Genomic DNA, 12,264 nt, shown 5'->3' with positions numbered 1-12,264 from the left:
GTTATACTTGGTCATGGGATGGCTGCTTCGCAACGCAACGTCGGTCTCCTGTGCGCAGCGCGGGGGCCGCCGCTGGCTGGTAGGGTTGACGCTCGCGGGGGCGTGCACATCGCGACCGCCGGCGGCGGACGACGCGCCTGTAGCGCCGTACGCGGTGGCGGACGGGTGGCCGCGTGTCCCTGACGGGATGGTGTTCGGCCCGGCGCTTGACGTGGCGGTCGACGCGCGGGGGCGCGTGCTGGTGAGCCATGCGGCCGGGCGCACGTCAGGGAACGACGCGCCGATCAGCGAACCCACGATCTTGGTCTTCGATCCAGAGACGGGCGAGCTGCTCGACGCGTGGGGAGAGGGGCTGTTCTTCTATCCGCACGGGATCGAGGTGGATCGCAACGACTTCGTCTGGGTGACGGACTCCGAGCAGAACCGGGTGTTCAAGCTGACGGCGGAGGGGGATGTGGTCATGACCCTCGGCGAGGCGCCATGAAGGGCATCGGTGTGTGGATCCTCGTATTGCTCGCAGGCATCGGGTGCGCGGCGAGCCCGGAGCAGTTCGACCGGCCCACCAACGTGGCCTTCGGCCTGGACGGCGACGTCTATGTGGCGGACGGCTACAACCATGCGCGGATCGCGCGCTTCTCCAGGGACGGCGAGTTCGTCATGGAGTGGGGCGAGAAGGGCTTCGGGCGGGGACAACTCGACACGCCTCACGGCATCGTCACCGACGACGAGGGGCGCGTTTACGTGGCAGACCGGGAGAACGCGCGTGTTCAGGTCTTCAGCGCGAACGGCGACTATCTGGCGCAGTGGAAGAGCGCCGCGCTGGGGCGACCGTGGGCGATCGCCTTCGGACCCGATCGGCACGTCTACGTCGTAGACGGAGGCGATCAGGATCCGGAGCGGCCCCGGGGGCATGTGCTGCGGATGAGCCTCGACGGGAAGATTGTGGACCGGTGGAGCACATCGGGGGACGGTCCCGGGGAGATCGATTGGGGGCACGGGATCGCCGTGGGGCACGACGGCAGCGTCTACGTCACCAGCCTGAGGGGTCGCGGCGTGCAGAAATTCCGGAGGACGAAGTGAGGAGGCGGGCGTTCGGGCTCGGGCTCACGGTCACCGTGGTTGCGTTGGCGGGGGCGGCGCCGAGCTGGGCACAGACGACGGGGGACATTCCGGTGCGACCTGGCGGCCGCGGCCATATTGCGCTGTACGGTATCTTCACGGCCTCGCCGCAGGACCGGGCGCTGAATACGATTCATGTCGCGGCGCAGGTGGCGGCGGGCGTTCGCCTGAACAGCTGGCTGCTCGCAACCACGGACGTCACCTCGGCCTGGACTACGTTTCGGATCGAGAGCGAGGCGCGGCGCTCGGCGTTCCGGTTCGGGAATCCGTTCGTGACCGTGCAGGCGGCGCTGCTCGAGGAGCGAAACCGCTCGATCTATGCCGGGGTCGGGGTTGCACCGCCGGTGACGACGTTCCCTGGCACCATCCCGGAAAATACGGAGGTCGAATACAATTACGCCGTAGCTACGGCCGCGCGCGGGTTCGCGGATTACTGGATGTGGGCACCGAACGCGATCCCGATCGCGCTGTTGCTCCGCAGCCGGGCGGAGCTGTACATGCCGGTGATCGTTGGCGCTGAGCTGGATCCAGCCGTGCTCGTTTCCGTAAACGCCAATCCGTCTCGGCTGGCGGTCGTGGCCGCCGCTCACGCCGGCTTGCGGATGGGCCCGCTGACACCCGGAGTGCGGGTGCAGATGCTCGCACAGTCGGCGCCGCTCGCAGGGCGAGATTTCTCACAGTGGGCAGCAACCTTATATGCGAATGTGGAATTAGAGCCGGTGTTCGTACGCTCCCAGGTTGCGGTCAACCTGGATGCGCCGTCCGGGGTGACCGGGCAGCGAGGGGCAACAACGTGGGGGGTGTCGCTAGGAGGCGGGGTCCACCTGTAGAGCTGTTGAGCTCTTGTTTGGTTTTGTTGCCGACCCACGATGCATCGCCTCCGTGGCCTTCGAGCAATCGACGTCTACCGAGCTACGTTGCGCTCTGCCCTTTGCACTCTGCCCTGCCCCCCCGACCTGACCACTGGGTGGCGGAAGGTGGCGGAGTGGATGGCGGCCGCCACCGCTTCAATCACCAAAATCTTCAAAAATCGGCGGACTTCGAGTCCGGCACGGCGCTTGACATACCCGTCGGACATGAGCCAGCCTCGTGCGATCGTCCCCGGCGCTACGTATCTACTCACCCGCCGTGTACTGCGAAGGCACTTTCTCTTCCGCCCCGACTCCGCGATCACACGGCTCGTGATCTATACCCTGGCTGTCTCGGCCCACCGCTATGGTATCCTCATACACGCCCTCTGCGTAATGTCCACGCACATTCATATCGTTGTCACAGACACGCACGGCGAGCTCCCACGATTTCTACAGAGATTCCATCGGCTTATCGCTCTCGGGACCAAGATCTTGCGCGCGTGGGAAGGGCCGGTGTGGGACCATCGAGCAACCAGCGTGGTACGGCTAGCAACACGGGACGCTCTGGTGGAGAAGATCGCTTACACACTCGCAAATCCGGTCGCTGCTGGTCTCGTACGGCATGCGCATGAGTGGCCAGGAGCCAAGGTGCTCGTCGGCGACATCGGCCGCGGCGTGCTGCGGGCCCAAAGACCTGAAATATACTTCAATCCACGGAACCACGAATGGCCAACCGACGCAGCTCTTGCGATCACACTTCCGCCGTCAATCAACGACTGCGACGCTGACAAATTTCGCCACGAGATCACCGAGAGGATCGATCTGCACGAGAGACAGGCTCGCACTACCCTGCAACGACAAAGGCTTGGTTTCCTGGGGGCTGCGCGCGCGAGGAACATTTCTCCTTACAAGCGAGCAACGAGCATCGAGCCACTTCGAGATCTCAATCCAACATTCGCAGTCGGCCGCAGACAGGCAGACGCACAGAACGCCGCCATCGCTGCCGTTCACGCCTTTCGCATCGCATACCGACACTCGATCAATCAATGGCGCGCAGGTGTTCGCAGCGTAACTTTCCCTGCGGGAACGTGGTGGATGCGCGTGTTCCACGGTGTCACCGTTAACGCGGGCGAGCCAGCGGCCGCATAGATGCAGGACCAGCTCACATTGACCCCAGAGCATTTCAAAAGCCGAAACCTGGGATATCAGCTCGCCCGCCGCGCAACACTACCGACACCTGAATACGACAGGGCGTTATTGCAGGCAACGACAGGACCACACATTCGTTCTCCTCCAGGGCTTGACTCATGCACTATGTCGGGCGATTCGGCTGGCCGGCAGGCGCACCGGTTCGCCAGCTCGGTTCGCTCGATGATACCAGGTTCGGCGTGAACAGAGTCCGAGCGGTCGAAATGCCGGCGTGGAGTCGAGAGTCGACATTACCGTCGTGACTAGAGGCCATTCAGGACCGGGGCCGATCTGAAGTACCCGTCGTGTAACGCCCCCTCCTACGACGTCCACGCGATACGCTCCCAGCACGGTGTGGTCGCGCCCCCGGCCGCAGCACGGCAGGGTGGCACCTGCGCGGCGCGAACCACGGTCAGGTCGCGCGCGAAAACAACGGCGGGTCGAATCGCTCCGCCCATGCTAGACCGCGCTGCGCCGATGCCCCCCGAGCGCTCCCGCACCTCCACCTCGAGCTCCCCGCTCAGCGCCACGATCGCCGAGCTCTCAGGCCACGTCGACGACAGTGCTTCGAACGATACCGCTACCAGCGGCCCGCCCGCCTCCACGCCGGCCGACTTCGAGCCGCTCCCGTCGTTCGACATCCCGGCAGACCGCGCGGTCATCACGCCCCGTGAGCTCGCCGCAGAGCTCGCCGCGGCGCCACCTGGCACCCGTCATGTCACAGGTTCGGCCGGTTCGGCCGGCGCCCTCGTCATCCGTCGCCTCGTCGCGGCCGCCGCCGGGCGCCGGATCATCGCCCTGACTCCCGACGTCGACAGCGCCCGCGCTCTGGCGGCCGACGCGTCGTTCCTGCTGGTCGATCGGGACGCCGACGACGCCGAGGCCGCCGGCTCGACCACGTTCGGCCGCGTCCTGCTCTACCTGCCGAACGAGGCCAGCCCTTACGCGGATGTCAACCCGGACCGCCGGGGCGCCCAGACACGCCTCGCCACGCTCTTCCACCTCGGCATGGACCTTCCCTGGTCGGTCCTCGTCTGCCCCATCACCGCGCTCGCCCGCAAGGTCGTACCCAGGGACGAGATCACCGAACACGCCGAGCTCGTCATCGCCGAGCAGGAGATGGATCGCGACGCGCTCTCCGCCCGCCTCGGTGCATCCGGCTACGTCCGCAGCCCCCTGGTAGAAGATCCCGGGACATTCGCCGTCCGCGGCGCCCTCCTCGATATCTGGGCGCCCTCCGCCGAGCTGCCGGTGCGCATCGACTTTTACGGAGACATCGTCGCATCGATCAAGACCTTCAACCCCGACGACCAGCGCACGGTCGCCGACGTGAAGGAGGTCTGGATCCCGCCGGCGCGCGAGGCGATCCTCACGCCTGCAAATGTCGAGCGAGCCCGCCAGCGGGTGCGCGCCGCGTGTGACGTCATCGACTTCCCCTCGACCAAGGCGCGCGCCTTGGTCGACGACGTCGCGAGCGGTCGCGCCTTCTTCGGGGCCGAAGGCTACTTGCCTGCCTTCATCGACCTCGTCTCCTTCACGTCGTACCTGCCCGACGACGCGCTCATCGTCCTTGAGGACCCATCCTCCGTCACCGCCGCCGTGCGCGACGAGCTCGGTCGCGCCGCGGCCGATCGGAGCCACAAGGACCGTGAGCCGCACTTCCCGCTGGCCGCCTTCTACGAGGACGAGGTGCACATTGCCTCGTGGCTCGGCGCCCGTACGGTGCTTGCCCTGCACCGCACCGGGGTTGAGGGTGCTGCGGAAAATCGGAACTCGCTGGAGCGCTTCGAGGTCGTCCCTGAGGACGTTCCATCGCTTGCGACGCGCGATCAGTCGGACCTCGAGCGCGCCATCAAGATCGCCCGTGCTTCACGCGGCAAGCACGGCGCCCTCGACCCGCTCGTTCGTCGCGTGGTCGCATGGCAGGAAGCGGGCCTACGAGTGCTCATCGCCGCACGCGCGCAGACCCAGGTTGAGCGCCTCGTCGCCCTGCTCCGCCATCGCGACGTGCGGGTGAAGGCCAACCTCGGTCCGTTCGACCCCGCGTTCTTTGATGGCAGCAGCTCCGCGTCTCCGCGCGAAACGGCCCTCGTCGTAACGGGCTCTCTTGCGCGCGGCGTCATCGCTCCTGCCGAGGGGCTCGCGCTGGTCACGGAGGAGGAAATCTTCGGTGCCCGCGCTCACCGCCGCGCCGCACGCGCCGCTTCCTCCTCCACGAAGCCGTCGCAGGCCTTCCTCGAGGACCTCCGCAATCTGGGCGTCGGGGACTACGTCGTCCACGTAGAGCACGGCATCGGGCGGTACCTTGGCCTCGTCCACAAGCAGGTCGGCTCAACCACGGTCGATCTCATCGCCGTCGAGTACGCCGGGGGCGACAAGCTCTACCTCCCGGTCTACCGCCTGAACCAGATCCAGAAATTCAGCGGCGGCGAGGGCGCTCCCAAGCTCGACCGGCTCGGCGGGCAGACATTCGCCAAGACGAAGGCGCGGGTCGAGAAGAGCGTCCGCAAGATGGCCGACGAGCTCCTCCGCCTCTACGCCGAGCGCCGCGCCGCTACGGCGGAGCCCGTTCCGCCGCCAGACGACGATTACCGTGCCTTCGAGGCGACCTTCCCCTTCGACGAGACGCCCGACCAGGCCCGGGCGATCACCGAGGTTGCGGCCGACCTCGAGTCCGGCCGCCCGATGGACCGCCTCGTCTGCGGCGATGTCGGGTTCGGAAAGACCGAGGTTGCCATCCGCGCCGCCTTCCGCGCCGCCAACGCCGGCAGGCAGGTCGCCGTCCTCTGCCCAACCACGGTGCTCGCGCAGCAGCATTACCTCAGCTTCCGATCGCGGATGGCTTCCTACCCCATCGAGGTCCGCGCCATGTCCCGCTTCCAGACCAAGCAGGAGCAGGACGACGTCTCCCGCGGCCTCCGCGACGGCAGCGTCGACGTCGTGATCGGCACCCACCGCCTCCTCTCCAAGGACGTCCACTTCAAGCGGCTCGGCCTGCTCGTCGTCGACGAGGAGCAGCGCTTCGGCGTCACTCACAAGGAGCGCATCAAGGCCCTCAAGACCAACGTCGACGTCCTCACGCTCTCGGCCACCCCCATTCCCCGCACCCTCCAGATGGCGGTCTCCGGCCTCCGCGACATGTCGATCATCACGACCCCCCCGATCGATCGCCGCGCCATCCGCACCGTGGTGACCCGCCACGACGAGGCCGTCCTCCGCGAGGCCGTCCTCCGCGAGCTCGGCCGCGGCGGCCAGGTGTTCTACGTCTACAACCGCGTCGAGGGCCTCTACGAGCGCGCCGCCCGCCTCGCCGAGCTCGTCCCGAGCGCCCGCATCTGCGTCGCCCACGGCCAGATGAGCGAGCAGAACCTCGAGCAGTCGATGCTCGACTTCGTCGAGGGGCGCTACGACGTCCTCTGCGCCACCGCCATCATCGAGAGCGGCCTCGACATCCCCCGCGCCAACACCATCCTCATCGACCGCGCTGACATGTTCGGCCTCTCGCAGCTCTACCAGCTGCGCGGCCGCGTCGGCCGCTCCAAGGAGCGCGCCTATTGCTACCTCATCGTCCCGCCCCCGAACGCCATGACCGACGAGGCCCGCGCCCGCATCGAGGCCCTCGAGCGCCACACCGAGCTCGGCTCCGGCTTCCAGATCGCCTCGCTCGACCTGGAGCTGCGCGGCTCCGGCGACCTCCTCGGCGCCGAGCAGAGCGGCACCGTCGCCCAGGTTGGCTTCGAGCTCTTCTGCCAGATGCTCGACGAGGCCGTCCACGAGCTGCGCGGCGAGCCCGTGGTTCACGACGTCGACACCGAGCTCTCCTTCGACGCCGACGCGCTTCTGCCAGAAGAGTACATTTCCGACGTCGGCGTACGTCTTTCCCTCTACAAGCGGCTCGCCGGTGCCGCCTCGACCGACGACGTGCAGGACCTCGCGGTCGAGATGGAGGATCGCTTCGGCCCGCCTCCGCTCGAGGCGCGCCGGTTCGTGCACCTCATGCGACTCAAGACCGAGCTGCGCCGGCTGAAGGCGCTCGCATGCGAGGCGAGCGCCAAGGGGGTCACGCTGCACTTGCGCGAGGACACCCCGCTCGATCATGCGAAGGTGCTCAAGCTGGTCCAGCCGAAGAGCTCACCTTACCGACTCTCGCCCGACATGCGGCTCACCCGCCGAGCCAAGGAGGGAGAAGCCTTCACGAGCGGCCTGGAGGCGACCGACAAGCTCCTCAGCGAGCTCGCCGGCTGCCTCAAGGAGGGCGGTGATCTCGCCTAGCGTGAGTGCCCACGACGTCGTCGTGCCGCGCTGAGGCGCTCGGGCGAGGCGACGCGGCGCTCCGGCGGTGATAACCTCCCTTGAGCGGAGGGACGGATGATCGATCGCCCGGATCGCGAGCAGCTCGCGGCGCTCCAGCGGAGCCTCATGACCTGCTGGTACAGCCCCTTCCAGCTGGCCCGCTCCGCGCTCGACATGACCGTCTCCCGCCTGATGGGCGCGCGCGACGATTTCCGCCTCCTCGAGGCGATCGCGGGGCCGCAACCGCCCTTCGACTATGCCGTCCGAAACGGCGTCATGCGCGACGAGCTCTGGATCGATTACGTGGCGGACACGGGCGATGGCTTCAACCCCACCTACGCGATCGCCAGCCTCCTCGCGCGGCCGGTCCTCTCGCTCGGCGGCCGGGAGACGAGGCGCGGAGAGGTGCTCATCATGGGCGGCGACCAGGTGTACCCCTCGGCCACGCGTCAGGCGTACTGGACGCGGCTCGTCGAGCCCTACGCGGCCGCGCTCCCGAAGGCCGATGTGACGGAGGCGCCGCACCTGTTCGCCATCCCAGGCAACCACGACTGGTACGACGGGCTGATGAGCTTCATGCGCCTCTTCGGCCAGAAGCGCACGCTCGGCGCCTGGAAGACGTTCCAGTCCCGGAGCTACTTCGCGCTGAAGCTGCCCCACGGCTTCTGGCTGCTCGGCGTCGACATCCAGCTCGAGTCCGACATCGACCAGCCGCAGATCGAGTATTTCTGCAAGCTGGCGACGCACGACATGCGCGACGGCGACCGCGTGATCCTCTGCACCGCCGAGCCCGACTGGGTGAAAGGCGCCATCTACAACCCAGAGCTCCAGAGCAACCTCGCCTTCTTCGAGAAGCAGCTCGCCGACGCGCGGCCCGGGGTCGAGATCGTCGCGCGCATCGCCGGAGATCTGCACCACTACCGCCGCCACGAGTCCGCGGATGGCCGGCAGAACGTCATCGCCGGCGGCGGCGGCGCGTTCCTGCACCCGACCCACGGCGAGCCGGTCACCGTCGTCCGCTCCGGCGCGGGCACCGACCAGCGCCCCTATATGTTGCGTGCCTCGTTTCCGTCAGAGTCGGAGTCGCGCCGGCTCGCCTGGCGCAACCTCTCGTTCGCTCGGCACAACCTCGGCTTCTGGCCTGCCGCCGCCTTCGTCTACATGCTCTCCTCCCTGACGCTGCCCCGTCCCGGGCCGGGGGCCGTGGGGTGGGTCCTCGTCGTCGTGCTCGTGTTCATCGTCTTCACGGACACCTACAAGACCTGGTATCGCCGGTTCGCGGGCTCGCTCCACGCGCTCGCGCACCTCGCGGCGGCGCTGGGGCTCGCGCACCTCGGCGGCGCGCTGCTCGGTGTCGACGTCCAGGACCGCCCGTCCATGTGGAGCCTCCTCGGCGTGACGCTCTTCGTCGGCGCCACCGGCGCCGTGGTCGGGTCGACGATCATGGGCCTCTACCTCCTGATCTCGCTCAACGTCGCGCGGCGCCACGGCAACGAAGCGTTCTCGGCGCTCCGGATCCAGGACTACAAGAACTTCTTGCGGATTCACGTCCACCGCGAGGGGCTCACCCTCTACCCGGTCGGGCTGAGGAAGGTGCCACGCGCGTGGAAGGTGGCCGATGATCGCAAGCCCGGCGAGCCGCGCTTCATCCCCGCCCGCGGCGCGCTGGCGCCGGAGCTCATCGAGGAGCCCGTCACCATCCCGATCGCGCGGCAGCGCCGGACCGTCCAGCTCACGGTCGACGCAGCGGGCGCCGGGCTCCACGAGTGCCCTGCGGGCGAGCGGCGGAGTCGCCCCCCCGCAACGGGCGTCGCGGCGGGAGCTGGCGCGCCCGAGCCCTAGAGGCACATCGGAGCCTGGGCGATCGTCCCTTCTGCATGAGGCAGTTCGCCTCAGCCGGGACATTCTGCCTTTGCGCTGGCAGGCACAGCCGCATCCGGGTCGTCGATTGTAGACGCGGTCGACCGCAGAAGGACCCCCTGCGTGCGGAGCTCGCCGCGAGCTCCTGCGCGCGCGAGCGTGAGGCCAGAGGACGCAGCGAGATTTGCTCGCGCGAACCGGCTGCGCTCAGGGCAACGCAGCGGCGTTGGGCAGCCTCGGCGGAGCGACCTTGGGACAGATATCGCGCAGCTCACCGGGGGGTGAGAGCGGATCGGGGCCTTCCCTGGGGCAGGAGCGCGGGCCATTCGCGATGGCGTCCTGCCCACGGTCGTCCGGGGTCCATTCGCGGTTGATGCTGGGCGCGTTCGCGAGCCCCTCGGCGCAGGCCGCGGAGGCGACGAGAAGCAGCGCGAGCGCGGCGCGCATCGAGCAGCCAAGAGAGCATTTCATAGGCACGTCCCATCTCCCCGCGGCGCCTGCGCTGGCGGCGCCAGTCCACGAAAGCTGTAGGGTTTCCCGTCTCCCAACTCCCATCTTCCATCTTCCATCTTCCAAACGCTTTCACGGTCCGTGCCAGGTCGAGGTTGCCGGGCCGATCGGGATGCCGGGCCGCCCGACGCGGCCGCCAGCGGCCGCGCGAGCGCCGACCGAGCCGAGCGCGCCGACGGCGACCACAAGTTCCGGCGACGACGTGCGCATGGCTTGCGCCCCCACGCAAATGCCCCAGGTGGTGGGCGGGGGGGGTCCGAGCGGAGCGCGATCCCGGAAGGAGTGTCCATCATGGCGAGAGACGTCTTCGAGGTGTTCAACGACCTCATCCAGCTCGATCGCGACGCGATCGCCGCTTATGACCACGCCATCGAGGCGTGCGAGCACGCTCATACCAAGGAGAGGCTCGCGAGCTTCAGGGACGATCACGCGCGCCACGTGGTGGATCTGACCGCGCATGTGACGTCGCTCGGCGGCGTCGCGGCACAGACCCGCGACCTCAAGGGCAAGCTCATCGAAGGGTTCACGGCGATCACGAGCCAGGGAGACCAGAGCGCGCTCCTCGCCATGCGCGGCAACGAGGAGCTCACAAACCGGCAGTACCAAGCCGCGCTGGACGAGTCGCTCACGACCGAGGCGCGCGCGATCATCGAGCGCAACTACGCCGATGAGCAGCGGCACCTCGCGTGGATCAAGGACGCGCTGTCAAGGAAGGTCTGGGAACGAGCCGCCTAGTGGGCGGTCGGCCCGCGGCGGTGGTGAGTACGATCGGAAGCAGATTCTACGGTTGGGGGTAATATGAAATCGAATCGGTCCATCCAACTTGCGCTCGCCATGGGAGCGCTCGCGGTCGTGCCGGCGCTCGCAGCTGCTCAGACGGGCGGCACGAGCACGCCGCAGCAACGCGAATCGGGCACGCCGGGAGCAGCGCAGGGCGGTGCGCAGCATCAGGGCGACAAGCCCAGCCCGAGCGGCGCACAGCGCGGGCAGCAGCAGCAGGGGCAGGGTCAGAAGAAACAGGCGATAAAGCTCCAGGAGCAGATCTCGTTCCCGGTCGAGGAAGGGTGCACCTACACGGCCTCCGTGAACGGTCGGATCGATCCCGTCGCCGCAGGCAAGTCGCAGCAGCCGTCGGGCGGCCAGACCGGCGGCGGCAACCTGGGACGGGGCGGCGCGGGAGAGCAGGGCCATACCGACGGCAGCCAGGCCCAGGCTCATGCCGGCGGCGCTCAAGGCGGCAGCCAGCACAACGCAGGCGCACAGGCCGGCAGGGCTGAAGGGAGCGGCCAGGCGGGGCCAGGTGCTGACTATCGCGAGGGTCAGGAGAAGGTGAAGCCCAACCTCACCGTAGCCGCCAGCGTCAGCTGCCCGAACGCGGTCGATCTCAAGGTTTCGGACACGCTGAAGACGGACAAGGCCGTCAGCCGCTCGGAGCTCGAGGAGATGATCTCGCGTCGAACGAGCATCGCGACCGAGAAGGGCGGCCGCTTCTGCATGTACGTGCCGCAGTTCGAGCTGACGCGCGAGAAGCTGAGCGGAAAGGGCATCGCCCAGCTCTGCCGCGTGCCCGCGGCGGCCGAGAAGGGCGGAACGCCGTAAACGCCGGAGGGGGGAGAGGGCGATCCTGAGGGTGTACGCCCTCAGGATCGCCCGGCGAACTCACCGCTGCGCCCGGGGGCGCGCCGGCTCAGGGGACCGGCGTGGGCAGCGGGCAGGTGTTCAGCCTGCCGATGACGAAGGGCCGCGCCGGGACAGTCGTGCTCGTGATCGGGAAATAATTGCCGGCCGAAACCGAGGTGACGCTCCAGGTGTGGCCCACGGGGACTCCCGAGGTATTGGTATAGATGCGCAGGTAGCCCGTCCCCGGACCTGCAACGAAGTCGCTGCACGTGCTCGTCCACCGGCTGTCACGCCAGGTGGTGCTGCATCCGTGGACCGAGCTGGTGGAGTCGGCGATCGGCAGCGCCCACTGGATCGTGCCCGCGTAGATCGGGTTGAGAGCCGTCGCGAGCTGCTGCGCCGGGCCCGTGACGATCACGGTGTGCCCGCCGTATGCGGTCTGTACGCCGCCTGCCACCGTCTTGTTGATGACGAGCACGTCACCCGCAGCGACGCTGGTGATGTTCGAGATCAGCGAGACGATGGCCCCGGGCTTGGTGAACTCGGTATAGTATTTCTCCGAGCTCGGGCTCGTCGAACCCCAGTAGTAGGACATATTGGCCGCGTCGTTCACCGCGTCCACGATCGGGTCCGGGTCGGACCAGAACTCCTCTTTCTGAACGCTCGTGAGGAAGACAGCCCCGGTCGCCGATGGCGTACCGGCCGTGATAAAGTCGAGTGCTCCGCTGGACAGCAGGGAGCACGCATCGGCCGGGGCAGCGCCGAGCGCGACGAAAGAAGCAGCAGCAGATACCATCAGGAAGCGAGCCGCATTGCTGAGCAT

Annotated in this window: 10 protein-coding genes; 8 read left to right on the top strand and 2 right to left on the bottom strand. The window is 67.9% G+C overall.

Going from position 1 to position 12,264, the window contains the following annotated elements:
• Positions 1-13 precede the first annotated feature (13 nt).
• The 6 genes from WMF14_RS15025 to WMF14_RS15000 all read left to right on the top strand — a co-directional run bounded on the left by WMF14_RS15025 (position 14) and on the right by WMF14_RS15000 (position 9,293).
• Positions 14-484 carry a hypothetical protein gene (locus WMF14_RS15025; RefSeq protein ID WP_437801627.1) on the top strand — a complete coding sequence of 157 codons (471 nt, stop codon included), beginning with the start codon at positions 14-16 and terminating at the stop codon, positions 482-484.
• Positions 481-1,080: a hypothetical protein gene (locus tag WMF14_RS15020; protein WP_437801625.1), complete on the top strand. Its 600-nt coding sequence runs from the start codon at positions 481-483 to the stop codon at positions 1,078-1,080. Before WMF14_RS15025 ends, WMF14_RS15020 begins: the two co-directional genes overlap by 4 nt.
• Entirely contained in the window at positions 1,077-1,949 is an 873-nt protein-coding gene (locus tag WMF14_RS15015) for a hypothetical protein (RefSeq protein ID WP_437801623.1), read from the top strand. The genes WMF14_RS15020 and WMF14_RS15015 overlap by 4 nt, the downstream gene beginning before the upstream one ends.
• Positions 1,950-2,195: 246 nt before the next feature.
• Positions 2,196-3,119, top strand: coding sequence for a transposase (locus WMF14_RS15010; protein WP_437804215.1), 924 nt, complete (start codon positions 2,196-2,198; stop codon positions 3,117-3,119).
• A 495-nt stretch (positions 3,120-3,614) separates the two neighbouring features.
• A complete protein-coding gene (mfd, locus tag WMF14_RS15005; protein WP_437801621.1) occupies positions 3,615-7,430 on the top strand; it encodes a transcription-repair coupling factor in 3,816 nt (1,271 codons plus the stop codon).
• Positions 7,431-7,526: 96 nt separating this feature from the next.
• The gene (locus WMF14_RS15000) at positions 7,527-9,293 is read left to right on the top strand and encodes a metallophosphoesterase (protein WP_437801619.1); all 1,767 of its coding nucleotides are present in this window, start codon (positions 7,527-7,529) and stop codon (positions 9,291-9,293) included.
• Positions 9,294-9,518: 225 nt separating this feature from the next.
• On the opposite strand, the gene WMF14_RS14995 is transcribed toward WMF14_RS15000, so the two are convergent.
• Positions 9,519-9,758 carry a hypothetical protein gene (locus WMF14_RS14995; protein ID WP_437801617.1) on the bottom strand — a complete coding sequence of 80 codons (240 nt, stop codon included), beginning with the start codon at positions 9,756-9,758 and terminating at the stop codon, positions 9,519-9,521.
• Positions 9,759-10,112: 354 nt separating this feature from the next.
• On the opposite strand from WMF14_RS14995, the gene WMF14_RS14990 reads away from it, so the two are divergent.
• Positions 10,113-10,556: a ferritin-like domain-containing protein gene (locus WMF14_RS14990; protein ID WP_437801615.1), complete on the top strand. Its 444-nt coding sequence runs from the start codon at positions 10,113-10,115 to the stop codon at positions 10,554-10,556.
• 63 nt (positions 10,557-10,619) lie between these two features.
• Complete coding sequence (locus WMF14_RS14985) at positions 10,620-11,420, top strand: hypothetical protein (protein ID WP_437801613.1); 801 nt, start codon at positions 10,620-10,622, stop codon at positions 11,418-11,420.
• Positions 11,421-11,508: 88 nt separating this feature from the next.
• Here the strand turns inward: WMF14_RS14985 and WMF14_RS14980 are convergent, their stop codons facing one another.
• Positions 11,509-12,264, bottom strand: coding sequence for a hypothetical protein (locus tag WMF14_RS14980; protein ID WP_437801611.1), 756 nt, complete (start codon positions 12,262-12,264; stop codon positions 11,509-11,511).

This window comes from Sorangium sp. So ce693 (assembly GCF_051521375.1).
In the GTDB taxonomy this organism is placed as follows: Bacteria; Myxococcota_A; Polyangia; order Polyangiales; family Polyangiaceae; genus Sorangium; species Sorangium atrum.
The sequence above is the reverse complement of the archived record's forward strand: the minus strand, read 5'-3'. Positions and strand labels throughout refer to the sequence as shown.